Origin of the sequence: Chitinophaga sp., assembly GCF_039596135.1 — a bacterium.
Taxonomy (GTDB): domain Bacteria; phylum Bacteroidota; class Bacteroidia; order Chitinophagales; family Chitinophagaceae; genus Chitinophaga.
Genome location: NZ_JBCNKH010000026.1, coordinates 28,202 through 53,449 on the forward strand (window position 1 = coordinate 28,202; position 25,248 = coordinate 53,449).

Here is a 25,248-nt window from a genome sequence, read left to right on the forward strand (position 1 = left end):
ATTGATATGGTATGCGGTTAACTAAATAGGTTAATTACTTACAAACGACCCGAAATTATAAAAAAATTTTGAATCTGTTGTTTAAACAGACATAATTTTAATATTATTAATGATTAAATATAGATTATAAGTCTAATCTAAAAGGCAGTTACCATTTCATAAAAAGTAGCAATATCATTGATCGCTTCCAGGAGTTCAGGGTATTCACGGTTTGCATTCAGCCAATATACACGATAACCATCAGGGCTACAGAAAAACAGTTCATTTTTAACCTGTAAAAAGGCATCTTCCGTATTGGGGAAGTAGTTTTTAAACTGATAATTTTCCACACCAGCTACTACAGTTAGTAATCCCTGGATCATATCCGGGCTTTCTCCTGCCTTTACCAGGTCATGGTAATCACAGCTGTCCATATTGTTAATAAGGTAACTATTTCCACCTGAGACTACCAGGTGGTAGGGAAACTGGTACCCGATGGCATCCGTTGCAGGATTCACAGATACAAGGGTGGCGGGTCTGTTTGAAAAGGCCATGAGCAACAGGTCTGTTATCATACGTTCTTTCCATAATTTGACGAGTGGGGTGGCAGACAGCATAGGCAATTCTACACAAACACCGGCATCTCCGATTTTTCGAATATATATTTCCATGTTACAGGGGGGTTAGGCCGAAGGTAAGGCGGAGGAGAATACCATAACGTTAATACGGTGTTAACAGATCATAGGTTCACTATAGCCTTACTTCCAAAAGATCACTATAAGGGTATCAAAAGGGCACCTCATTATCCCAAGGGATATTGAGGTGCCCTTTTGGTGCCCTTATAGTACCCTGATAACACTATAGCTATAGTATAGTTATGCTATAGCCGGACACCGGATGTACCAAAAACGGACAGGCAACAGTTTATAATTAATTGAAAATGAGTATATTTCTTTCTGGCAAGGTTTTTCTGCCTGCAGCAACATTTAATCCAACACCATGCACAGGAACTACATAAAAATGGCTATCAGGTACCTGCTTAAAAACAAGGTACATTCCTTTATCAATATCGCCGGTTTATCTGTCGGGATGACGGTTGCTATGCTCATTGGATTATGGATCAGGGATGAATTTACTTATGACCGGTTCCCGGAGCATTATGACCGGATTGCCCAGGTATATAAGAGCGAGGCATTCAATGGCGAGATCAAAACCCGTAATGTAGTGAGTATCCCCTTATCAAATGCCCTGAAGGAGCGTTACGGTAATTATTTTAAGAATATGTCACTGAGCTCCTGGAACTGGGGCCATGTACTAGCGGTGGGCGAAAAGAAGCTCCTGCAAAAAGGGAATTTCATGGAAGCTTCCATGCCGGAAATGTTTAGCCTGAAAATGGTGCGCGGAGACCAGAAGGGGCTGGCAGATCCGAATGGGCTGATGCTGTCACAAACGGTGGCGAAAGCATTGTTTGGGGATGCGGACCCGATGGGACAACTGGTGAAACTGGACAATGAACAGAGCTTTAAGGTGACGGGGGTGTATGAAGACTTTCCATATAACAGCAGTTTTAATGAAATATCATTTATAGCGCCATGGTCGTATTATATCAATAACCCGGGCCTCGTAAAACCCACTTCCAAAGATGACTGGGGGGACAATTCTTATCAATTGTATGTGCAGCTGGCTGATCATGCGGATATGAAAACAGTGAGTGCAAAGATTGCTGATGTGGCAATGAAAGAGGTGGATGCTTTTACCAGGCAGTATGAACCTACGATCCTGCTGCATCCTATGAGTCAGTGGCACCTGTATTCGACATTTAAGAACGGTGTAGCTGTAGGCGATCGTCTGCAGTATGTGTGGTTGTTTGGAATTATCGGGGTGTTTGTATTATTGCTGGCGTGTATCAACTTTATGAACCTGAGTACAGCGAAGAGTGAAAAGCGGGCAAAGGAAGTGGGCATCCGCAAATCCATCGGTTCTATGCGCCAACAGCTGGTAGCGCAGTTTTTTACAGAGTCTTTGTTTGTGACGGGGATTGCCTATATCCTGGCCATTGCATTTGTGTTACTCCTGTTACCAGCGTTTAATGAAGTGGCAGATAAGAAAATTGTGCTGCCATGGACCAGTCCTTTGTTCTGGCTGGCGGGGCTGACCTTTACAGTGGCAACAGGATTGATAGCGGGTAGTTATCCGGCGTTTTATTTGTCTTCTTTTCAGCCGGTAAAGGTATTGAAAGGGGCATACAAGGCAGGCAAGGCTGCTTCTACGCCGAGAAAGGTACTGGTAGTACTGCAGTTTAGTGTATCCGTTACATTGATCATTGGTACTATCGTGGTATTCCGGCAGATACAGCATGCACGCAACCGGCCGGTAGGATATGACCGGGAAGGTCTGATAACCCTGCCAACGATTACAGATGCAATTGCGAATCATTTTGAAGCATTCCGCCATGAGCTGATGGCATCAGGTAAGATCGATGAAGTAGCGTTTTCAACCAGTGCCACAACGACGGTAAATAACAATACGAGTGGCGTGAGATGGACGGGGAAAGATCCGAACATGACGGTGGAATTTGCCAATATCGGGATCACCTTTGGATATGGAAAGGCTGTGGGCTGGCAGTTTACAGCCGGGCGAAACTTTGATGCAGGTATGCCCACAGATTCTGATGGTATGGTGATAAACCAAAGGGCAGTGGAATATATGAACCTGAAGGATCCCGTGGGGCAGTTTATTACCTGGGGCGACCACCAGTTTAAGATCCTGGGTGTAATACGTGATATGGTGATGGTAAATCCATATGAGCCGGTAATGCCTACAATATTTTATATCAGGGACAAGTTCAGGGATAACTACGTCAACATACGGATTAACCCAAAGAGTAGTCCTGTAGCCGCCGTGGCGCTGATAGAAGAAGTGTGCAGGAAGTATGATCCGGAAAGCCCCGTGAACTATAAATTTGCAGATGCTGAATATGCTGACAAATTTAAAGACGAGATACGGGTGGGAAAACTGGCTGGAATTTTTGCTCTGCTGGCAGTCTTTATTTCCTGCCTGGGACTGTTTGGCATGGCTTCGTTTATGGCGGAGCAGCGCACGAAAGAATTGGGCATACGCAAGATTTTAGGTGCTTCTATATTCAATTTATGGGGGATGCTGTCAAAGGAGTTTATTATACTGGTAACGATTTCATTTTTGATAGCAATGCCACTGGCACATATAGGAATGCAGGCGTGGCTGGCGAAGTATACCTATCGTACAGATATGCCGTGGTGGACGTTTGTAGTGGCAGGTGGTGGTGCGCTGCTCATTACATTATTAACGGTGAGTTTCCAGGGCATCAGGGCAGCGATGATGAATCCGGTAAAGAGTTTAAAAACGGAATAACGTCTTTTTCAGAAAGCCGTCTGCAAAGACCTGCTCCGAACAAAAAGCCACTTTTGCCAAAGGTAAAAGTGGCTTTTTTGTGGACAACTTCAGGTATAAATACCTGATTGGTATATAATTAAATTCCCCTAACTTGCCCTTAAATTAATCCCAAAAAACTTCACTGTATGAAAAAGCTTCTATTGCTTTCATTGTGCGCCCCTGCACTTTTATTATTGTCATTCTCATTCCAGCAGGTACCCGGCGTAAAGCGGGTAAGCACACACCTCTACACTGTTTCCAAAGTTGCCAGCAAGCGCGTGTCTGTAGCTGACCAGGAAGAAATTAAACGTGTAGTAGCAGAACACTATGGTATTAAGGATTTCGGCCGCGGCAAAATCACTATTGCCTCCAACAATCCGCTGAACAGGAGGATGGGCGGTATCCTGGATAACTCAATTTACAAAGATTGGGTATCTACCAAGTTCATTTTCTGGAAGCAGATTAAAACGCTGCCTGAAGAAGTGGTTAAAGCAAACGAGATCATGAGCCGCTATGCACCAGCCGCCAGGTAACAGACCCAAACGATGGCTGGCACGCAATCAGCCAGCCATCGTGCTGTTTCGCAAACGGGGTCTGTATGCATGGATGGCTGCACACCTGCTCCTTATCATTGTCATCAATAGTGTCAGTGCCTACAAGGCATACCATGAGTTTCATCATACACCGGGGGAATCTCTTGTGGTGCAGAAACTAACGCCCGTTCTGGAAGCGAAACCTATACGCTATTATGGCCGCTATACCGGGGCAGAAACCGGGTACGGCTTTTTTGGCATCAATGTACGATCCAATGGAATATTGATTGGTGAATGTGGCGGTACGCCTATTACTGCTGATTTCAGATCGTACGAGACATCACTCAGGTTTTTTTCAATGGCCAATGCACTGACGGATGATTTTATTAAGCCGGATGCACGCGATAGTCTGCCCGGAGGATTGCTGGGAGAATATAATAACCTTGTCTTTAAAAATATTGCTGTCACTTTGTTTCAGCAGCACGGCTGTGTAGACAGTACTGTAATTTTAAGTTACAATGTATTGCAGTTCCCTACCCTGCAGGCAGTACGTGCAGGTACACCCCGGGAATACCAGCTTACGAAATTAGTGACCGGTACCTATAGTCTGACTCCACATGCGCAATAAGACGTATCCCGGATGGCTGTTCTTTTTCCGGGTAAATATGGCGGGTTTTGCTTTACTCCATTTCCTGGCTATACAGCCGGATTTCGACATGTTGTATTCATTCAAAGGGTATATTTACCCGGACATCATGGATACAGCGACGGATCATTTTAGTCCTACCCTCATCAGCCTGCAGCATTATGCGGGCATACAATATGAGACATTATTATGGATTTGCCGAATTGCATACCCGTTAGCGTTAGTAAGCCTGATCCTTGGGTTTTGTACAAGGGTGAGTGCCGTACTATCGTTGTTTTTGCAATTATTATTGTTGAAGTCCATACACCTGTATGAGTATGGGGTGGATGGGTATACCACCATCGCGTTGTTCTATTGCTGTATATTTCCTGTGGGATATATTTATTCGGTAGATAATAGGTTGCGAAAATTTATCATTGCACCTGTACATGAGCATTGGTTAGTTTTATTGAAAGCACATTTGTGTATTGCCTATTTCTTTTCGGGATTTGACAAGGTGATCGGGGTGACCTGGAGAAACGGAGAAGCATTATGGAAGACCCTGCACAGTCATAACTACTACAGTTTGTTTAGCCTGGACTTTTTGGTAAATACCCCTTTCTTTCTGGTAGCAGGCTGGGGCACCATTATTCTGGAGATGGCTTATTGTATAGGTATGAATATACGGGCTACACGGATGTGGTGGCTGGGGGCAATAGTTTGTCTCCATTTATTTATCGCATTATTCATGGGGCTGTTCTTCTTTTCAGCCATGATGATCCTGCTGAACCTCTGTGCTTACTACACCCCTTATATAGACCCTGAAAGAATAAGAAAAAAGCCTTCGGCATAGAACACCGAAGGCCTTGTCGAAAGTTCTTTTTTCCTTCGCTGGCATTACCCAGAGCAGGTACTAAGGGTATTATCTCAGGTTTAATTGCTATAACCACCCCTATTGAACTTTCTTTCGATTAATATAGTGAAAGAATCGTGCCAGCCATTTAAAAGGGATTTTGCCGGTTTTTCAGGGGTTTTATTACTACGAATTGTGTCTTTTTGGGGCAGTAAATCACTGATGAGGACTCCATTTTTCGCGTCATTTTGGGTGGCATTATTTTTCCGCTCCTATAAGAAAACTATTCTTATGGCAACTACAACCGTAAATGCGCCTACGGCGTATGATAGCAAACTGAAGCAATTTTTTATTGACCAGTTGAAAGACATTTACTGGGCAGAGAAAAAATTGGTAAAAACAATGCCTAAGCTGAGCCAGGCAGCAACTACCCGTCAACTGAAAAATGCTATTGACAGTCACCTGGCAGAGACTGAAAATCATGTAGCAAGACTGGAAGATGTATTTGACCTGATTGGCGAAGAAGCGGATACAAAGAAATGTCATGCCATCATAGGAATTCTGGAAGAAGGGGAAGACCTGATTGATGAAACAGAAACCGATACCTGTCAGCGGGATGTGGCGTTGATATTTGCCTGTCAGAAGGCAGAACATTACGAGATAGCAACGTATGGTGGATTGGTAACGCTGGCCGCTACCCTGGGGTATAACGAGGCCGCGACAATACTGAGCCAGACCCTGGAAGAAGAAAAGGCGGCAGATGCGAAGCTGACACAGATAGCGGAGAATGACGTTAATTATAAGGCGAGCCAGGAAATAGAATAAACTCCGGAAGTTTCTATAAGATTTTCCAAAAGGTAAGGCCTTATCTTTTGGAAAATCTTCATTTTAAGACAGAGAAATGATCTGTTTTTAACCCTACCTGATCTATTTTTATCAAATCAGCATTAGAATTAGTACAAAAAACCCGATAATATAAACAATAATAGGGAATTCTCCTAGGACGGCTATTAGTCGAATGGTACTATCTTTGGTATCAAATTGCGCCCGGCAGTTTGCCATATCATTGATTCACATTCTAAAATTCAATAGCGTGGTCTTATTAAGTCAAACGAAAATAGCAACAACAGGTAAGAAAAGAGTAGTGATCATAGGCGGGGGATTTGGTGGGATGGAATTAGCGAAGTCCCTTGCCGGAACAGACTTGCAGGTAGTACTGATAGACAAACATAACTTCCACACTTTCCAGCCTTTATTGTACCAGGTAGCTACTACCAACCTGGAAGCGCCCTCCATTGTAGCCCCCTACCGCAAAATCTTCAAGCAACAGTCGAATTTCTTTTTCCGCATGGCGGAAGCGCGGGAAATTGATACTGCCAGTCAGACGGTGGAAACATCTATCGGATTGATCCGGTATGATTACCTCGTGATTGCGACGGGTGCTACCACAAATTTTTATGGGAATGAGGAGATTGCAGCGAGGGCGATTAGTATCAAGAGCCTGGAAGATGCATTGCTGTTGAGAAATACCATTGTCAGCAACTTTGAAAAAGCATTGCAGGTGGAAGATGAAGTGCAGTTGAATAGCCTGATGGACTTTGTGATTGTAGGTGGCGGGCCTACGGGAGTTGAGATAGCAGGCGCGCTGAGTGAGCTGAAAAGACACGTGTTTCCGAAGGATTATAAAGAGCTGGATTTTGTGAAGATGGATATACACCTGATTCAGAGCGGTGGAGAGCTCCTGAAGGGAATGTCGCCGGCGGCATCGAGAGAGGCGTTGAAGATGCTGAATGACTTAGGCGTACGCGTGTGGTTAAACAGAAGGGTGATTTCTTATGATGGATTCGGGGTGAAGTTGAGTACGGGAGAGCAATTGTGTACGAGAACATTGATCTGGGCTGCCGGGGTAGCTGGTTTACCGGTAGAAGGGTTGTCTAAAGAATGTATGCTGGATTCAAGGATAAAGGTAGATGAGTATAGTAAGGTGGCAGGCTACGATAATGTGTTTGCGATTGGGGATATAGCGGCGATGGTGACGGAGGAAGCACCTCATGGGTACCCGATGCTGGCGCAGCCGGCTATACAGCAGGGCAAATTGTTAGGCCGTAATATTCAGAGATGGGAAGCCGGGAAGGAACCGAAGCCTTTTAAATACAATGATATGGGAACGATGGCAACAATTGGGAAGAACCATGCAGTGGCAGATTTGATGGTGTTTAAGAAACAGATCCGGACGCAGGGATTCAGGGCATGGCTGATATGGATGTTTGTACACCTGATGTCGTTGGTAGGGTTCAGGAACAGAATAGTGGTGTTGATTAATTGGGTGTGGAAGTATTTCACGAACGATGCGGGGTTTGGGACGATTATTGGCAAGCCGAAGGAAAACATCCCGGTAGAAAAGGTTACAGAAAAAGTATTGGTATAAATGACAAAGAAAACGCTTTTACCTTCGGTAAAAGCGTTTTCTTTTGAGGGGCAGGGAAACTAAATTATTTATTGCTTGTCTGCGCCAGCGTGCTGCCAAATACAGTCTTCAACAAATCAGTTACGCGTGCAGCAGGATCCTGCCTGATCTTCGCTTCTTCAGCAGCTACTTCTACATAAATACCAGCAATCGCTTTTTCGGTTACGTAAGCAGAAAGATCGGTATTTACAGGTGTGCTGGAAAATTTGTTATAGAGAGAAAATACATCCCCCCAATACTTTGTAGCATCCACTTTCTTCAATGCCTCTGCAATCACGGGTTTGAAAGCATTGGTCAGGTCAGCAGTCGTTTTTTGTTTGAAATAATTGGTCGCCGCATTGTTACCTCCTCTCAGAATACCAATAGCATCTGTAATACTCATTTGCTTAATGGCATTTACAAAGATCGGTGTAGCGGATTTAGCTGCTTCTTCAGCACCTCTGTTCATAGACAGAATTGCTTTGTCTACTACGCTACCCATACCCAGGTTACGCAAGGTAGACTCTACCTTCTGCGCTTCCGGCGGCATCAGGATTTTCAGGGCGGCATTTGCAAAGAACCCATTCACAGCAGACAGGCGGTTCGTACCATTTTGTGTGCCAATAGTCAGTGCTTCTTTCAGACCGGCTGCGATCTGTGTAGATGTAGGCTGCCCGGCTACAGCAGGAAGATTTTGTAAAATCTGCTGCGAGGTTTCACAGCTGGTAGAAAAGCATAAAATGCCCAGGCATACAAGAAAAAGACGCTTCATAGTACAGTATTAATTTACTCGACGGCTGCAAAGATATATTACGCCATTTATATGTACATCATATTGCGGAAAAATAGCTAACTTATATGCCATGTCACGCATTTACCTCTTCCTTTGCCTCCTGCTCCCCTGCCTCGCTTACGCGCAGGATACGCCCATTGTGATGCATTTATGGCCCAATGGTGCTCCCGGTTATGAAAACCGCAAAAACGAGCCGGAAATAGCCAAAGATTACTATGTAAAGAACATCCATAATCCCAGTATCACGGTTTACCTTCCCCCTAAGGAAAAGGCGACAGGTGCAGCAGTAGTCATTTGCCCCGGCGGCGGATTCCGGTTGCTGGTCTATAATTCTGAAGGGGTGAATCCTGCCAGGTACCTGAATGAGCTGGGCATTGCCGCCATTATTCTCAAGTATCGCCTGTTCAGGGAAGATTCTACCTATTCACTTGAAAAAGAAGTGCGACAGGACGCTTACCGCGCCATGCGACTGGTGCGTAGTCATGCGCAGGATTGGGGAATAGATACTGCCCGCGTAGGTATGTGGGGCTTTAGCGCCGGAGGGGAAGTTGTGACGCAGGTAGCTTATGCCCGCGGTGATGGTGATAAAAATGCGCAAGATCCTGTAGACAGGTTGAACGGTAAGCCGGATTTCCAGATCCTGGCCTATCCCGGTCCATTGGGTATTCCCCAATCAGTGCCTGCTGATGCGCCGAAAGCGTTTTTGGTGGTGGCTAACAATGATGCCTGCTGTTCCGCTCCCATTGTCACCTTATTAAGCGCCTACAGGGACGCAAAGGTCCCTGTAGAAGCACATATCTTCGCCAATGGAGATCATGCCTTTAATATGGGTTACAAAACGGATCTGCTCTCCTTAAAGGCATGGCCATCCCTGTTGACCAACTGGATGATCGATAGCCATATTATACCTCCTGTTCATGCCGTTCATGCCTCACGACCACCGCAGTAGACCGATCATCGAAAGTGAGCAATGCAAAATGCCGGTCATTACGGGTGATATTATCCACCAGCTGACTGGATTTCAATGGGCGCTGGTACACTTCTTCCCCATCGGTCAGTTCCGCTGGCAGTAGTACCGGTGCTTTGCGCTCAGGATCGAAGAGTTTGGCAATTTGTTCCCTTATAGTGGGATCATTTTCATCTTCAATATGTTCAATTCTGTCTGCAATATTTTCTATGAAATCTACATCATAGCGGCGTTTGCCCCTGGTGTAGATACAATAATATGTTTCTGAATGATCGGTACTGAAAGGAATAGGCGCGTACCGGGGCTTCTTTTGGATTGTTACATTCTGCATGATTGCCGCCATGAAAAATGAACAGATCGCCAATCCAATACACACGTACATCACCGGAAAATAAGAAGAATGTTGCTGTGCCTTTGCATAGCTAAAATAGGTCCCAAAAAGTGAGAATACAAACAATATAGCAGGCACAGCCACCCACATGTTAATTCCACTCTTTTTCATAACTATTGTATTTAAGGTGATACAATAACATTTACAAAATGAGAGAGCAGCTGATTTGTGAAATAATACCTCACTTCCATCGGGGCTGCATCCTCACCTGCTGTAATTTTACCATGGGCCAACGTTCGGCCATTTTTGCTGATTGCGTAATAAGCAAAGAGCTCGTTGATGCCCTGTTCCGGAACTTTGGTAGCATAACCAGTAATCCCCAGTCCCCAATAGGCTGTAAATATGTAACAGACATGATCCGCCATTTGTTGAGCTATCTGCCTGGAAACACAATTTACCTGCTCACCGTGGATCGGATCAATGTGTAAATGCCTCGACTTCTGCCCGATATTATATGCCGTAATGCCGCCCTGAAAATAGCTGGAGGCCTGGTCTGCCAAAGAAAGGGCCAACTGGAGGTGACCGGAAGTGACACTTTCGGCCACTGCTACAGTCTGACCTTTTTCAAGTAGCAGATCCCTGATATTATTGATAAGATCCAGATCAAATGTGTTCATGCGCTTCCACCTTTGAAGTATCGTGCGAAATATCCAGGTGCTCCAGGTCACGATCTGCCGGCGTATTCAGCACACGGCCGTCTACGTCATAGCGGGCACCATGGCAGGGGCAATCCCATGATTTTTCTGCCATATTCCAGCTTACCTCACATTTTAGGTGGGTACATACCGGGTTTACGGCGTGCAGCTTACCACTTTCATCTTTGTACATGGCTACCCGGTGCCCCTCATAGCTGACCACCTGCGCCTGACCCGGTGCCAGTTCTGCCAGCTCCATGAGCTTATAAGCCGGGAATAGCTTGCCGAAGAAAAGTTTTACCACATCGGCATTGTGAGTCAGAAAATTCGTAAACCCTGCAATCGGTTTAATCCTGTTAGGATCAAACAATTTTTCAGTGGCACGATGTTTACCCACGATGATATTCCGGATCACCATCGCTGCTACCCCACTATATACCATGCCATTGCCACCAAAGCCCGTAGCTACATACACATTGTCTGGCTGCCCGGGCATGTAGCCGATATAAGGTAATCCATCTGCAGATTCGTAAAACTGGGAGGACCATTTATAGTCTACTGACTTTACGTTGAACTGTTCGCGGACCAGGGCTTCCAGGTTACGGAAACACTGATCTGTATTTTCAACGTGCCCGGTTTTGTGATCTTCGCCCCCGACAACCAGGTATTTCTTTCCGTTTACTACCTGTGTTCTGTAGTAATGATAAGGTTCATGCATATCATAGAGCAATGCATTTGGATAAGCATTGTCCGCCAGTCTGACTGCTATAGCATAACTACGATAAGGTGTGCAACGCAGGTGCAGCAGGTTAATGCCCGGAGGTATATGTGTCGCATATACGATATTCATACCAGTGAATTCACCAATAGAGGTATCTACTTTGATATGCTGTGTATTGTGAATTTCAATCACCCTGCAATCCTGTACGATCACGCCGCCGGCTTTCTCAAAGGCATGGGCCAGTCCATATATGTAGGGCAATGGATTAAAACTGGCCTGATCAGTAATTTTATATGCTTTTGCAAATGGGATAGCTGCAGGCAGCTGATCCTGCATGGTAATGTTCACTCCTGCTTCGCGCGTAGCTTTGGCAATAATATCCAGTGCTTCAGCCTGCTTTTCATGCTGCGCAAATAAATACGCATCTGTATAGTTAAAGCCACAGTCGATACTGAAACGTTCAACATTTTGCTGAATCAGCCCAATGGCAGCCCCTACTGATTCCCGGACCAGCCCGGCGCTCTCCTTATCGAAGTTCTTTTCGATCTGATCGTAAGAAGTATCTAAAATCGTATTCAGGTGTGCAGTTGTACCACCGGTGGTACCAAACCCAATGTTCGCAGCTTCCAGCAACAGGCAGCGCTTACCTGCTTCCTGCAATAAAAGAGCGGTTGTAAGACCGGTAATGCCACCGCCTACGATAACTACATCATATGTCGCATTGTGATCAGCCGTCAACGTGGGTTGAAAGGGGTCTATGTTTCCCTGCCATAAACTAATAGTGGATGCATCTCTCGATATCATAGTTTCCGGATTTGATTCTAATAACTAGTACCATAATTTATGCCGGACAGGGTCAGATTTGGGTGGGGGTCTCTTTTGTCAAAAAGATTAAATGTGTAATAAATTTAATAAATTATTTATTTTTATAAAAAATGAATGAATGCTTATTTTGCATCAACCAATTTTTCTTTCAAACCCCAAAATATAGCTTGCTAAAGCTGTAGCTAAAACCAAAACATCGAGACATGTCTATTACGCCACTAAAAAAGGTTTTTGCCGATACCACCGGCAAGACCACTCATTACGATGAGTACAACGTAGATCACACTGACAGCCCTATTGTAATGAACTTATTTCCCGGTACCACCGGGCAATCTGCTGTATCCGATGTGATTGTTGATTCCAGCAGGAAAGGGAGCAATATCCAGGGCGCCATCTCCAATTTTACTATTGGCACCGGCAATTCCCTCGTCAACAAATTCCTGGAAGTATATACCATCATCACCGATGTATCTACTACCTCGAATCTCACCAGTCTTGACTTCTCCCTCACCGGCGGTGTAGTGCCTTACCGGTACAAAATGGAAAGAACAGTGCAGGAACAGGGTGATTCTGCCGCTTACAAAATCACAATTTTCTTCACTGACTTTTCTTAATACCACCCTCATGAAACGAATACCATTTATAGTCGTGATACTGGCCATGCTATGCCTGAACGCAAAGGCCCAGCTGAATATTGACACCACCATTACACTGGATGTATTGAAATCGCCGGTATCGCCGGCTTTTAATATGCTGGGCATCTCTACCAGTGCGATTGAACGGCCTTCTGATCTGAATAGTTTCCGGTTATCAGTACAGAATGCAACAAATAATCTGACGGCCATTCCGAATAGCTATGCTTTTGAAATTGCCCCCTTCCTGTGGGGTGCAAAGAAGTATACGCTGAAGGATTTTGACAGCAGCAAACACGCCTTTCTGCAATCATTTACTATCTCTGCGGGCTTTACACATATGGGGCCGGACGGGCAGGAAGATGTGGATAGTCTGAAGACAACGAAAGTCGCTATCGGGATCAAATTTGCCATTATCAGGCCCAAATGGTCTACTACTACCCGCAAGGCGTATTGGGAGCTGATTAAGGCGCAGGAAGACCTGCTAAAGGCATATGAAACGCCGAATATGCTCAATGATTCGCTGAAGATCGTCATGGACCTGCGTGCGGCACTGGGTGCCAATACGACCTTGCCGGTAGATGTAAAGCGGGATAGCATCCGCAAACTGATCGCCATTTACCGCGACCTGGATAGCCGCAGGGATTCTATCCAGCAGGACATTCTGCCTACTACGGAACCATTTCAGCGGGCCAAAGCCATTGCAGCTGCATTTCCCACTGAGCGCAAAGGTGTATTCCTGGATTTCACCACCGGTATGGTGGCCGACTTCCCCGACAATCGCTTCGACAATAGCCTGGTCAATAAAGCAGGCGCATGGATCACGGGGGGGTATGAAAACGGGAATAAAGGGATTACCTCCATGTTTATAGCCCGCTACCTATATCATCCCGAAGTGGTTTTTGCAGACCCTGAAGGCAAAATCAGTGCAGACCATGCATCTACATTCGATGTGGGCGCGCGTTTTCTGCTCAGTACACTGAATGATAAATTTACACTGAGTGGTGAGGGACTATACCGCAGTGTAATTGGCAGCAGTGTGCTGGATCCGTCATGGCGGCTGGTGTTGAGCACAGAATATGAGGTGGCGAAAAACAGGAAGGTGACCTTCTCTTTTGGCCGGAATTTTGACGGGGCAATCAGTAAGGGCGGCAATTTAATAGCAGCGATCAACTTCATAGCAGGATTTGGTGGAGAAAGGAAAGTGAAAAATTAATCGAAACGTTGTTTTTTAAATTATTTTGTATATTAGCAACGAGAGACAACGTTCAGGTATTACGATTCCACGATTACATTCTATAGAAAACTTCCATTGATAGTATCCACCATAATCATTACTATCAATGACGAACATCACCATTCCACTGCTTTATTTCTTTTACCTTTAAACTGATTTAAAAATTAAACGCTATGAAAAAAAATGTCGGTACAGTTGATGGATTGATCCGCGTGGTTCTAGCCATCATCACCATCTTCCTGTTTTACAACAAGATACTTACAGACAGCCTTTTCATGATCATAGCAGTTATTCTTCTGCTGACCAGCCTAACTGGCTTCTGCCCTTTGTATTCGCTGCTGGGGCTGAAAACAAAACATGAGGCACCTAAGGAGCCCGCGCGGAGTTAATGTACTTGTCATAACAACAATAACGAAGCTGCTATCTTCATAGATGGCAGCTTCTTCTTTTTTGGGGGGTATACTGGTTAAAATGCAGGTGTAAGCAGGTAAAAAGCAGGAGTTCCGTACCTGAATAATTCGATAATCTTGGTCATTCAATTTTAAACCCTCAAAAGAACAACTATGAAACGCCTGTCTCTATTGATGGCTGTAGCATGCCTTGCGCTCAGCTGTAGCAAAAAAGAATCTGACCGCCCCGATCAAAACAATCAACTGGCTGTAGCAGCCGCTGTAGGAGATGCTTATACCTGGCCCACGTACTCTCCCACGCTCAATTACAATTTCAGAAGTGAGTATCCATCACTCACCATGCCTGCGAATATACTGAATGACTGTCCGCAGGTGGTAGGTACCCAATCGTCAGACTGGTGGACGTTCCGCTGGGGGCCTAACAAGAATTCCAAAGTGACCAGTGCCGCAATTACACCCATGCTGGCACGACTGAACAAAGACTTTGCTTACTTCCGTGACACCATGGGCTGGCCACCGGATCTGAGGGCTAAAAAGGGCTATAAAAGCGCCGTGTACCTCTATGGCTCCGGCCTCTGTACAGACAATGCTGCCAATACAGAGTTAGGCGGCTGGCAGAGTGCTATTTATTACAATGGCACCAGTTGGCCCATGATCCTGGCCTCCTACTACCCGGTGTATGCCTTTGATCCGTCTAATACCGCTTCGGATGCTGCGTACCAGCAGGGAGCGATGGTTCATGAAGGCATTCACGCAGTACTCGCCGACCTGCCCGGAGCCCGAAATGCCGCATGGTTCCATGAAGGTGGAGATGTATGGCTGCAACAAACAGCCGATGCCAGGAGGTCCAACAATTTCAGTTCGCTCGGATTCCTGAATGGAACGGATTTCATTGCACCGTTTATGCCCATTGAATGTTACAGCGGCTGGCTGCAGGATGGCAGCTTTGGCGGCCCTTCGGCCGAAGGGGTGAACATGTTCAATGGCTCGCAGCAGATTTGTACCTGGCGCAATTTTTTAGGCGGGCACCAGTACAGCAGTACCTTCCCTACATTTGTAGGCAATGTATTGGGAGATGGCGCTGTACCCTGGATCTGGCGCTATGCCAGCAACCGCATCCTGGATGGGATGGCATCTGGCCTGGGTGATACCCAGATGCGCAGACTGATTACCGAATACAGGGCCAAACAGGCCACGGTAGATTTCGGGAAATGGAAGAATGCATGCCTGGCATTGCTGAATGCTGATTTCGGAATGTCGATTGCAGCAGAGTGGCAGCCCAGCTGGTTAAACCCGGCAGCCTGGATTGCTACACCGTATGTAAAAACCACTAACAGCGGCGGCACACTGACCCCGGATACCCTCACCCTGCCGGGATGGTCAGGGGCGAACCAGATTCCGCTGACAGTAAACGGAACGACTGTGTCAGTGAACTTTCAGCCTATTGGCCAGAACATGACCTGCCAGCTGGTATACCGCAGTACCACAGGGGTACCGGTGTACAGTCCGTATGTGAGCAGCGGCACCTGTACTTTACGATTGGACAAGGCACCTGCAAACAGTGTAGTCATAGCAGTTATAACCAATACAGATTATACGTATAATGGCGATGCAACGAGGAAAAAGAAATATGATTACCGGTTGCAACTGGTAAGTGGCGTGAGTGGTGCTGCAGATATTCATACGAAGTGGTATAATTCAGCCTCACTGTCAACTGCAAAAGAAAGAGCAGGAACGGTAGGAATAGACTGGTCGAAGTATTGTTATGGCAAACAATAATCATAAAAATGGACGCTTTTCCGGCGTCCATTTTTTTTGGGAATAAATTATTCCCTATCTTGCTTTTAAATCATAGGGACATGTAATAGAATTTTTGAGAATTGTTAGCACCCAGTTTTCCTATTTAATTTTCTGATTATCATGAGAACTATCCTGACCTGGCTCATCATCGGCGTCGTAGTGGGTTATTTCGTGTATACGAAGGTTTTACCTTTATTTTCAATTAAAAAAAAGAAGCAACCATTTACCCCGATATACCGTGACGAGCATAGCACCCTGACAGACAACCAGTACAGGAAAATAGCATTGGGCGCCATTTACAGCGAGATGACGCATGCGTATATCAATACCCTGGCCACAGGCCTGGACAGATCGTATGTAACCGGCACCCTGCTATACAGCTACTGGAAACTGAAATCCGCGGATGAGGCCAGGGCGAAACTGGTCTACCTGCGGGATAAAGGGTTTCGCTATTACCTGCCGGCTATTTACAGGGCCCTGATGGCCCGGACGGCAGAGGGGCAGGAAGGGATTATAGATCAAAGTTTTCAGGAAGAAGAAGAGAAGGAAAAAGCGTATTCCCAACTGCATAACCTGATAGATACGATGCCTGAATTGCTGCAGGACGGTATTCTTCACGACGAACAGGATATTCTGAAATACGGTCTGATCGGCTGGGATTGTGGCCGGCTCGTCTTCCTCACAAGACTCTGCCTCGAAGCCCGCATTATCACTGAATCAGAAGCCTGGGCCTTCATTGACGCCGCCAGTGAACTGGCCCACATCACCTATACAGATTGGGGATCTTATGCTAAAAGTTATGTGCTCGGTCGTGCCATGTGGGGAGGTATCCACTCCGGTAACCGGGATGTAGCTGCAATTGCCGGATATCTATTGGAGAAGGACGAAAGTCCCTGGATCCAACTGTCCTGGTAAAAACGAAAGAAGATGAAAAAGACATTTAGATTTTACAAAACTGAAAAAGGTAGCTGGTATATAGACCTACCGGAATGGACAGATGGCATTGAAGCCCTGCAAATGGTAGAAGGTGCCGACACGATGCTCGATACGGTGAGCAATCAATCAAATGAAGTGTACCTGGAACTAAGCGACGAACCTTTTGAAGGTGCAGATGTGCTCCACCTTACAGAAAACCTTCAGGACAGCGTCACAGGTGGTATCTATATGATGCCTTACTACAAGGGTACTGAAATCAATCATCCCATGTGGTTATGTGGGGTAACAGAGTTTGTGTTTAAGGGATTACCACCGCAGATTTATGTGGGTTATCCTGCCTGATAGAATATGCAAATAATGCGAAGCATACGGATCGGCAATGCACTGCATTGCCACCGTATGTTTTGCTCCCTCCTATCCTGCCAGAAATTTTTATAAATGGTAATGACCGTCATCATATAAACCATCCAACATCATAGTATGCCAGCCCCCTAAAAGATAGCTTTGTATCAAATAAACGCCATATGAGAAACGCCGTCAAACTCTTCCGCATTAAGGGTATCCCGGTGGGGGTACACTGGATCTTTCTGCTGGTCAGCTGCTGGATACTATTTGTTCCGATCATTTCACGAGGCGATTCACAGAGTATAGGATGGACAGCCCTGGGCATACTGTCTATCTTCGGTTGTGTCATGCTGCATGAACTGGGCCATACCGTGGCGAGTATGCATGCCGGCATACCTGTCAAAAATATCCGTTTGCTGCCTACCGGCGGCCTGCCTACAATCGCTATGCGGCCTGAAAAAACCAGGGATCAGTTACTGATTACCTTTGCTGGCCCTGCTGTGAACCTGGTCATTGCGTTGCTGCTGCTGCCATTCCTGGATGACTATATACCATTCTGGGATACACACCAGCTGGTATTCAATATCACACCCAATAACTACCTGGTATTCCTGCATAATATCAACGTAATGCTCGTGGTGTTTAACCTGCTTCCCGCTTTTCCGATGGATATGGAAAGACTCCTGTCTCCGCATGCATCACTGATGGGTACCCGTATACTGGGGGTGCTGTTCTTCGTTGGCGGCACTGTGACACTGAACCGCTGGCTGGTTTTCTTTGGATTGTACCTGCTGCTGATGGGAGCTACTGAAAAGAGACTGGTACTGAAACCCAACATAAAGAATGTGTGCCTGGGCGACATTGTGAATACCGACTTCAAAACAGTGAATGCTTCCTTTACTATGGAAGAAGCCAATGCTTACCTGATGGGTGATCATCACCGCTCTTATGTGGTGCTGAACAACCAGTCTCCAATAGGGATTATTGACAGCCAGGTCATTCACTTCAGCCAGGCACCCGGCTATTACAGGAGGAAAGTGTATACCATGATGGACAAGGATGCGAAACTGATGAATGGGAATATGACCATTTTTGATTGCTGGGATGAGTTGCCGGAAGAACACCTGGCACAGGTGCCGGTCGTGAAAGATGGGAGATTGATAGGGGTTGTGAGCAGGGAAACGGTGAAAGAATATTTAACCAGCTTTGCATAAAATAAGAAGAGCGGTTGCTGTAGCAACCGCTCTTCTTATTTTATGCGAATAATACCGTGCGCAGGTATTTTGCGCTTTCTGTAATACTCTCGTAAGGATCGATGGAGAAATTCTCCTGTTCTACGATATAATATTTAAGACCGGCAGTTTTTGCTTTTGCAAAGATGGCTTTGAAATCAATACTACCTTTACCAACTTCGGTGTTCAGTTCAGGGTTAGCCTTATCCATGTCTTTTACATGTACCATGGTAAAGCGGCCAGGGTATTTGTTGATCCAGGCAACAGGGTCCTGTTTGGCACGCACTACCCAGTAAATATCCATTTCGAAATGCACCAGCGCAGGGTTGGTACCTTTCAGCAGTTCTTCATACAGCATTACACCATCCACAGTTTTGAATTCGAAGTCGTGGTTATGGTACGCCATTTTCAGACCATGTTTCTTCACTTTTTCAGCCAGTTTATTTACTTCAGCTACAAGGTTTTTGATATCAGCGGCGGTTTTACGCTTCTTTTCATCGATGTATGGCATGGTCAGGTATTCCTGGCCCAGAATTTTTGCCGCTTCGATTGCATCATCCTGGTCCTGTTCTGACTCCAGGCCGTAGTGTCCACTCGGGCTGGTGAGGCCATGTTTGGTGAGCAGGGCCTTAAACTCCTGGGCGCTAAGTCCCCAGAAGCCCTTCTTTTTGCTATAGCCGTAGGTTTCAACTTGTTTGTAGCCGGCAGCAGCTACTTTTGCGATCACGCCTTTAACATCTTTGGGTAATTCTTCGCGGAGGGAATAGAGCTGCAAACCTGCTTTTGCATTGATCTTACCAGCGGCCAGTAAACGGTTCGACGAGAGTCCGAACGCCAATCCGGCGCCCAACAGGCCTGCCTGGGTAAGGAAAGTTCTTCTTGTGGTCATACTTTTATTAAGTTTTAATAAGTTTCCGGGAGAGACAAAATAAGGCGGAAATGTGAATTATGCAAACAGTGAATGGTATAGGGCTGACTTTTGCAAGGGCATTTGTGAAGCAAAAGCCTTGTTACAACTTACCGAAACCAACCCCGGCGCTTTCAGCGCAACCATGATTTGAAATTCTTAAGGAATGGATTGAAATTCGTTAACCTGCAGGGGGCATCATGATGGAACTTTGCAGCATGAACGACATCTTTCAAAGATTAAAAGAGGGCAGGTTGGTGCCACTCCATGATCCGGAATTTTACCGGGTAGATGAAATTGTTGCCCGCACAATGGCGCTCTCTCCTGCGCTGAATGCTTCGACAAGTATAGCAGAGGTACGCCTTAGATTGAGCGAAATTATCGGTACTTCACTGGACGAGACGACAACTGTCTTCACTCCTTTCCATACAAACTTTGGCCGCTTCATTACCATCGGCAAACACGTATTTATTAACCATGGCTGTTCCTTCCTGGATATGGGGGGAATTACGCTTGAAGATCATGTGCTGATCGGGCCCAAAGTGAACCTGGTTACGGAAAATCATCCATTGGAACCGGCCACTCGCCGCGGCATGCAGTGTAACCCTATCCTGCTAAAACGCAACGCCTGGATTGGTGCGGGTGCTATCATTCTGCCAGGAGTGACTGTAGGTGAAAATGCCGTTGTTGCAGCAGGTGCGGTGGTAAGCAGGGATGTACCTGCCAATACTGTGGTAGCCGGTATACCTGCAAAAGTTATTAAATCTATCAACAATTAGTACATAAAATGAAAAAAGTAGTAGTTGCTTTTTTGATCCGGCACTATAGATGATTAATCATTTAAAATAAAAGGGATCAGTCGTCATGCTTATTAAATAACCTTCTGGTTTCGGAACCCGGTAGGATTTACACCTGTCAATCGTTTAAAAAAATTATTAAAATAGGTGGGATAATCAAATCCAAGCGAGTAAGCAATATCAGAAACAGGCCAGTTAGTATGTTGCAAAAGCGCTTTTGCTTCACTAATAATACGCTCTGTAATATGCGTAGTCGTCGACTTTCCGGTTATCTCTTTTATAGTCCGGTTCAGATGATTAATATGCACACCCAGTGCGTTTGCATAGTCAACTGCACTTTTTAACTGCAAAGGCTGTTTAACTGTTTCAATAGGAAACTGGCGTTCGAGCAACTCGAGGAACACAGCAGCAAGTCGACCAGAAGCATTTTTCTTCATATCAAAGTTTTCCGAAGGCTGCATTTTCAACGCCTCATGGATAATGATGTTGATATAATTCCGGATCAGATCGTCTTTAAAAGCGTAGTCAGCACTTTGCTCTTCAATCATCTTAAGAAAAATAGCATTCAAATATTCACGCTGCCCGGGAGAGATATTCATAATAGGGGTTCCTCCTATCTTAAACAAAGGTGAATGCTGCAAACTTTCAGAACGATCTGCCCCTTTTAAAAAATCTTCGGAAAACAGGCAGGTATAACCTACATAATGACTGGAAAGCGTTTCCCAGGAATAAGGTACATGTGGATTACCAAAAAAAAGTATGATCCCGTCTGCTTCGTAGCTCCGGTCAGCATAATGGATAAGGCTTTTACCTGTAGTCAGACAGATCTTGTAGAAATCCTTTCTGCTATAAACTTTTGTAGCATTCCCGTCGGCTTCTATCTGAAACACATTAAAGCCTTTCAATTTCAGCTCATTATTATAGGCAGATACCGTACGTAAGGTGTTGCTTATCATTAAATAAAGTTAAGAAGAATTATTGCACATAAAGCCACTGTCCGGGCGCTGTTGCTGACTCATTTTTAAGATAGTTAAAGATGCCTCCCTTGTAAAAAGGAGGCCGCTTACACCCATATATACGGGAGCAACCTACTCCCAGGATTGAAATAGTGGCTATTGCCATTCTATTTCAAATATTAAGTACCGCTTTTTGAAAGAGATCGTGCCATTCATCACAAAATTACTTCCGTCCATCTTTCCATAAATATGATTTACAGGCAATCTGTTAAGAATATCAAACAACGCTCAAACCAGCCATCCTGCAATATTTGATTATCTTAATTATATGTTTGATATTCTTAACTACGAGTTGATATCTCTGCTTATTATTTTGCCTATACTTGCAGTTAAAGACCCAGACTATGATCTCTTTTACGCTCAATAATAAAGCCTGCCAGCTGGATGCTTCCCCTGACATGCCCCTGCTTTGGGCATTACGGGACATTATCGGCCTTACCGGCACCAAATATGGTTGTGGTGTTGCCCAATGTGGCGCATGTACCGTACATCTGGATGGCGAAGCAGTCAGATCCTGCATTACCAGATTAAGCAGGGTATCTGGTAAACATGTCACCACCATTGAAGGGCTCTCTGCATTAAATGATCACCCTTTGCAACAGGCCTGGGCTACAATAGATGTACCCCAATGCGGTTATTGTCATTCCGGGCAGATCATGTCAGCAGCTGTGTTATTGAGAGAAAAACCCAATCCTACTGATGAAGATATTGACAATGCGATGGCTGGTAATATTTGCAGATGTGGTACCTATCTGAGGATCAGAAAAGCCATTCATCTGGCAGCGTCGTTACAGCAAAACACCCCGCAAGGGCCTGGTAAATAGCTCACTTAATCTGTACTCAACATGAAGTTCAAACTGCTTATTTATGCTGGTATTATTGCCCTTGCAGGGATGTCGTTTTACAACGTAAGCGATCATGATATTATGGCTACGGGGAAAGACAGCGTGGTTTCCGGGAAGGATAGCGAAGCTAATGGAAAAGACAACATAGCCTCAGGGAAAGGCAGCGTAGCTATCGGGAAAGACAACCTGCCTTCAGGGAAAGACAGCATCGCCTCCATCAAAGCATTCAGCAAGGTATATTCCGTACTCATGAGCCCGCGCTGCATGAACTGTCATCCGGCAGGAGATATTCCACTACAGGGCGACGATAATCATTTGCACACCATGTATCCTAAGCGGGGGGCGGATGGTAAAGGTCTTTTTGCTATGAAATGCGCTAATTGCCACCAGCCTGAAAATACACCTGGCGTGCATACTCCGCCCGGCAATCCAAACTGGCACCTGCCACCCGCAGATATGAAAATGGTTTTTCAAGGCCGGTCAGCGCATGACCTTGCAAAGCAACTGGTAGATCCCGCACAGAATGGCCATAAAAATATGCAACAACTCATCGCTCATGCAGATGATGGATTAGTGCTCTCAGGCTGGAACATGGGCGAAGGAAGAACCCTGCCTCCCATGAGCCATGCAGCTTTTAAAAAAGCATGGATCGAATGGATTAAGACCGGTGCTTACGCACCGCCGGTAAACTGAGCCCTCCAATTGAAAAACTTGCAACATGAAAAATGCAGATAAAAATATTGATACTTTATCCGGGGGAGTATCCCGCAAAGACTTTCTAAAAACATCGGGACTCGGCATTGCCTCTCTCTTCCTGGGTATATACTTTCCCGCCAGCGGACAGATCGTAAATATGCTTTCTGCCAATGAAGAGGAAGAAACCGGTAACATTCCCCTGAATGCCTGGATACATATAGATACGAATGGTAAGGTCACACTCTTTGACCACCGGGCAGAAATGGGACAAGGCTCCTACCACTCCGTTCCGCAAATTATTGCCGAAGAGCTGGAAGTAGACCTGAATGCCATCCAGGTATCATTTGCTCCCGGCAACAGAACCTTGTATGGCGGGCAAACTACAGGCGGTAGCTCAACTATCCGCGGCAGCTATAAAAAACTGCTTAAACTTAGCGCGACAGCCAGGATCATGCTCATACAGGCAGCTGCCGCACAATGGAATGTACCCACCACGGAATGTTATGCAGCATCAGGTACAGTCATCCACAAACCTTCCGGCAATAAATTGAATTACGGACAGCTGGTTGTGGCCGCCTCCAAACTGGAGCCACCCAAAGACATCCCATTAAAACCTGTCGCTGATTATAAATTGATCAGGAAACCCGTTAAAAGGATTGATACGCCCCTGAAAACAAATGGTAGTGCTGTTTTCGGACTCGATAAGCGCATTCCCGGTATGCTGTATGCAACTGTACTACGCAACCCCCGCATGCGGGGAACCATTAGCACCTACGATGCTTCTGCTACACTAAAAACACCTGGTGTAAAAAAAGTATTCAAAGTAAGAATGAAGGTATTTAATACCTGGCGCGAAGGTATCGCTGTGGTCGCAGATTCCACATGGGCGGCAATTAAGGGAAAGAATGCCCTGAAAGTAACCTGGGATGATAGTCACTTTGAACACGTCAATACAGCAGATATTTACAAACGCCAGCGGGAGCTGCTCTCCTCCCGGGAAGGGTTGGTTTTTCAAACCCAGGGCGATGCGACAGGTACTATTGCGTCTGCTGCCGGCACTCACCTGGACGTAGTATATGAAACACCATACCAGTCGCATTATGCCATGGAACCAGTCAACTGCATCGCAGAATGGAAAACGGATAATACAGTAGAGATATGGGGCCCGATACAATCGCCGGAAATGGTACAGGATGCTATAGCCGCTGAATTTGGTATTCCCTGGCAAAATATAAAAGTGAACCTGACATTCCTGGGCGGAGGTTTTGGCAGGAAGGCATTTATGGATTATCCCTTCGAAGCAGCGGTAGTATCCAAAGAACTTGGGGGGCCCGTACAGGTTGTATGGACCCGCGAAGATGATGCCACCCAGGGGCCTTACCGCCCAGGCATTTCTTACCGGTGCGAAGGAGTTGTAGCCGACGATAAAATCAGTGCCCTGAAAGTGCGCCTTTGCGGCCAGAATATTGGTCATTTCAGTAGCACAGACCGATCTAAACCCAACGGTAGCGTCAGTGAAGGGTTTTTAAAACCATATACAAAATCTATACAGCACCTGACCATTGCTGATGTGCCATTTGAACTACCCGTGCCTGTGCTGTGGTGGCGCTCTGTATATGCTTCCACAAATGGCTTTGCTTACGAGAGTTTTATAGATGAACTGGCAATAGCTGCGGGAAAAGATCCCCTCGCATTCCGCAGGGAACACTTACCTGACGAACGGGTTCATAAACTTATCGATAAACTGGCTGAAATATCAGGGTGGCAAAATCGTGGGGCTAAACAGGGCTATGGTGTGGCCATTACAGAATGCTTTGGTACAACTGTAGGCCAGGTTGTAAAGGTTTCAGGAAATGCTACCGGGGGAGTTAAAATTGATCAGGTATGGGTTGTTATGGATTGTGGCTGGTATGTAAATCCTGACATCATCCACGCGCAGATTGAAGGCAGTATTATCATGGGACTTGGCGCTGCTACTATGCACGAAATTACGTTTACAGACGGCCTGGTTGACCAGAAAAATTTCTATGACTATAAGATACCGAGGATAATGGATATGCCGCCCGTTCAGGTTCATATAATGGATAATGAAGAAAATGCAGGGGGTGTAGGAGAACCGGCATTGCCTCCTTTTGCGCCTGCGCTTGCTAATGCAGTTTATGATCTGACTGGGAAAAGAATAAGAAAGTTGCCTTTTGACTTAAATGCTGTATAGG

General features: G+C 45.6%; 25 protein-coding genes and 1 riboswitch. Of the genes, 18 read left to right on the top strand and 7 right to left on the bottom strand.

Annotation, left to right across the window (positions count from 1 at the left end):
* Positions 1-137: 137 nt before the first annotated feature.
* On the bottom strand, positions 138-650 hold the full coding sequence (locus tag ABDW16_RS16360; RefSeq protein ID WP_343671126.1) for a hypothetical protein: 513 nt from the start codon (positions 648-650) through the stop codon (positions 138-140).
* 328 nt (positions 651-978) lie between these two features.
* On the opposite strand from ABDW16_RS16360, the gene ABDW16_RS16365 reads away from it, so the two are divergent.
* From ABDW16_RS16365 to ABDW16_RS16390, 6 genes are all read left to right on the top strand, one after another.
* Entirely contained in the window at positions 979-3,369 is a 2,391-nt protein-coding gene (locus ABDW16_RS16365) for an ABC transporter permease (RefSeq protein WP_343671128.1), read from the top strand.
* 167 nt (positions 3,370-3,536) lie between these two features.
* On the top strand, positions 3,537-3,923 hold the full coding sequence (locus ABDW16_RS16370) for a hypothetical protein (RefSeq protein WP_343671129.1): 387 nt from the start codon (positions 3,537-3,539) through the stop codon (positions 3,921-3,923).
* Positions 3,904-4,551, top strand: coding sequence for a hypothetical protein (locus ABDW16_RS16375; protein ID WP_343671130.1), 648 nt, complete (start codon positions 3,904-3,906; stop codon positions 4,549-4,551). Before ABDW16_RS16370 ends, ABDW16_RS16375 begins: the two co-directional genes overlap by 20 nt.
* Entirely contained in the window at positions 4,541-5,401 is an 861-nt protein-coding gene (locus tag ABDW16_RS16380; protein WP_343671131.1) for a hypothetical protein, read from the top strand. Before ABDW16_RS16375 ends, ABDW16_RS16380 begins: the two co-directional genes overlap by 11 nt.
* A 12-nt stretch (positions 5,402-5,413) precedes the next feature.
* A riboswitch (TPP riboswitch) is annotated at positions 5,414-5,512 on the bottom strand.
* A gap of 180 nt (positions 5,513-5,692) precedes the next feature.
* Positions 5,693-6,226: a ferritin-like domain-containing protein gene (locus ABDW16_RS16385; RefSeq protein ID WP_343671132.1), complete on the top strand. Its 534-nt coding sequence runs from the start codon at positions 5,693-5,695 to the stop codon at positions 6,224-6,226.
* Positions 6,227-6,494: 268 nt separating this feature from the next.
* On the top strand, positions 6,495-7,829 hold the full coding sequence (locus ABDW16_RS16390; protein ID WP_343671133.1) for an NAD(P)/FAD-dependent oxidoreductase: 1,335 nt from the start codon (positions 6,495-6,497) through the stop codon (positions 7,827-7,829).
* A gap of 64 nt (positions 7,830-7,893) precedes the next feature.
* Here ABDW16_RS16390 and ABDW16_RS16395 read toward each other — a convergent pair whose 3' ends face one another.
* Complete coding sequence (locus ABDW16_RS16395; protein WP_343671134.1) at positions 7,894-8,619, bottom strand: DUF4197 domain-containing protein; 726 nt, start codon at positions 8,617-8,619, stop codon at positions 7,894-7,896.
* A gap of 91 nt (positions 8,620-8,710) precedes the next feature.
* Here ABDW16_RS16395 and ABDW16_RS16400 point away from each other — a divergent pair, with 91 nt between their 5' ends.
* Entirely contained in the window at positions 8,711-9,589 is an 879-nt protein-coding gene (locus ABDW16_RS16400) for an alpha/beta hydrolase (RefSeq protein ID WP_343671136.1), read from the top strand.
* On the opposite strand, the gene ABDW16_RS16405 is transcribed toward ABDW16_RS16400, so the two are convergent.
* The 3 genes from ABDW16_RS16405 to ABDW16_RS16415 are packed head-to-tail and all read right to left on the bottom strand — an operon-like array spanning position 9,543 to position 12,158.
* On the bottom strand, positions 9,543-10,109 hold the full coding sequence (locus ABDW16_RS16405; RefSeq protein WP_343671137.1) for a hypothetical protein: 567 nt from the start codon (positions 10,107-10,109) through the stop codon (positions 9,543-9,545). The genes ABDW16_RS16400 and ABDW16_RS16405 overlap by 47 nt on opposite strands.
* Before the next feature lie 11 nt (positions 10,110-10,120).
* A complete protein-coding gene (locus ABDW16_RS16410) occupies positions 10,121-10,615 on the bottom strand; it encodes a CinA family protein (RefSeq protein ID WP_343671138.1) in 495 nt (164 codons plus the stop codon).
* A complete protein-coding gene (locus ABDW16_RS16415) occupies positions 10,602-12,158 on the bottom strand; it encodes an FAD-dependent oxidoreductase (protein ID WP_343671140.1) in 1,557 nt (518 codons plus the stop codon). The genes ABDW16_RS16410 and ABDW16_RS16415 overlap by 14 nt, the downstream gene beginning before the upstream one ends.
* A gap of 224 nt (positions 12,159-12,382) precedes the next feature.
* Between ABDW16_RS16415 and ABDW16_RS16420 the strand changes: the two genes are divergently transcribed.
* The 7 genes from ABDW16_RS16420 (at position 12,383) to ABDW16_RS16450 (ending at position 18,753) form a co-directional block, all read left to right on the top strand.
* Entirely contained in the window at positions 12,383-12,793 is a 411-nt protein-coding gene (locus ABDW16_RS16420; protein ID WP_343671142.1) for a hypothetical protein, read from the top strand.
* A 10-nt stretch (positions 12,794-12,803) separates the two neighbouring features.
* On the top strand, positions 12,804-14,027 hold the full coding sequence (locus ABDW16_RS16425) for a hypothetical protein (RefSeq protein WP_343671144.1): 1,224 nt from the start codon (positions 12,804-12,806) through the stop codon (positions 14,025-14,027).
* Positions 14,028-14,221: 194 nt separating this feature from the next.
* Positions 14,222-14,437, top strand: a complete 216-nt coding sequence (locus tag ABDW16_RS16430) for a DUF2892 domain-containing protein (protein ID WP_343671146.1) — start codon at positions 14,222-14,224, stop codon at positions 14,435-14,437.
* 174 nt (positions 14,438-14,611) lie between these two features.
* Positions 14,612-16,237 (top strand): hypothetical protein, encoded by a 1,626-nt coding sequence (locus ABDW16_RS16435; protein WP_343671147.1) that lies wholly within the window; start codon positions 14,612-14,614, stop codon positions 16,235-16,237.
* Between the two features lie 141 nt (positions 16,238-16,378).
* Positions 16,379-17,173, top strand: a complete 795-nt coding sequence (locus tag ABDW16_RS16440; protein ID WP_343671148.1) for a DUF1266 domain-containing protein — start codon at positions 16,379-16,381, stop codon at positions 17,171-17,173.
* A 12-nt stretch (positions 17,174-17,185) separates the two neighbouring features.
* On the top strand, positions 17,186-17,536 hold the full coding sequence (locus ABDW16_RS16445) for a DUF6717 family protein (protein ID WP_343671149.1): 351 nt from the start codon (positions 17,186-17,188) through the stop codon (positions 17,534-17,536).
* Positions 17,537-17,718: 182 nt separating this feature from the next.
* Positions 17,719-18,753, top strand: coding sequence for a site-2 protease family protein (locus ABDW16_RS16450; RefSeq protein WP_343671151.1), 1,035 nt, complete (start codon positions 17,719-17,721; stop codon positions 18,751-18,753).
* A 40-nt stretch (positions 18,754-18,793) separates the two neighbouring features.
* Here ABDW16_RS16450 and ABDW16_RS16455 read toward each other — a convergent pair whose 3' ends face one another.
* Entirely contained in the window at positions 18,794-19,660 is an 867-nt protein-coding gene (locus tag ABDW16_RS16455) for a sugar phosphate isomerase/epimerase (protein WP_343671153.1), read from the bottom strand.
* Positions 19,661-19,878: 218 nt separating this feature from the next.
* Here ABDW16_RS16455 and ABDW16_RS16460 point away from each other — a divergent pair, with 218 nt between their 5' ends.
* Positions 19,879-20,457 carry a DapH/DapD/GlmU-related protein gene (locus ABDW16_RS16460; RefSeq protein WP_343671155.1) on the top strand — a complete coding sequence of 193 codons (579 nt, stop codon included), beginning with the start codon at positions 19,879-19,881 and terminating at the stop codon, positions 20,455-20,457.
* Positions 20,458-20,549: 92 nt separating this feature from the next.
* Here the strand turns inward: ABDW16_RS16460 and ABDW16_RS16465 are convergent, their stop codons facing one another.
* Positions 20,550-21,431 carry a helix-turn-helix domain-containing protein gene (locus ABDW16_RS16465; RefSeq protein WP_343671156.1) on the bottom strand — a complete coding sequence of 294 codons (882 nt, stop codon included), beginning with the start codon at positions 21,429-21,431 and terminating at the stop codon, positions 20,550-20,552.
* A gap of 404 nt (positions 21,432-21,835) precedes the next feature.
* Here ABDW16_RS16465 and ABDW16_RS16470 point away from each other — a divergent pair, with 404 nt between their 5' ends.
* Genes ABDW16_RS16470 through ABDW16_RS16480 form a run of 3 tightly spaced genes read left to right on the top strand, consistent with a single transcriptional unit; the run spans position 21,836 to position 25,247 of the window.
* Positions 21,836-22,315 (top strand): (2Fe-2S)-binding protein, encoded by a 480-nt coding sequence (locus tag ABDW16_RS16470; protein ID WP_343671158.1) that lies wholly within the window; start codon positions 21,836-21,838, stop codon positions 22,313-22,315.
* Between the two features lie 21 nt (positions 22,316-22,336).
* A complete protein-coding gene (locus tag ABDW16_RS16475; protein WP_343671159.1) occupies positions 22,337-23,029 on the top strand; it encodes a hypothetical protein in 693 nt (230 codons plus the stop codon).
* Positions 23,030-23,054: 25 nt separating this feature from the next.
* On the top strand, positions 23,055-25,247 hold the full coding sequence (locus tag ABDW16_RS16480; RefSeq protein WP_343671160.1) for a molybdopterin cofactor-binding domain-containing protein: 2,193 nt from the start codon (positions 23,055-23,057) through the stop codon (positions 25,245-25,247).
* The last annotated feature ends 1 nt before the right edge of the window (position 25,248 follow it).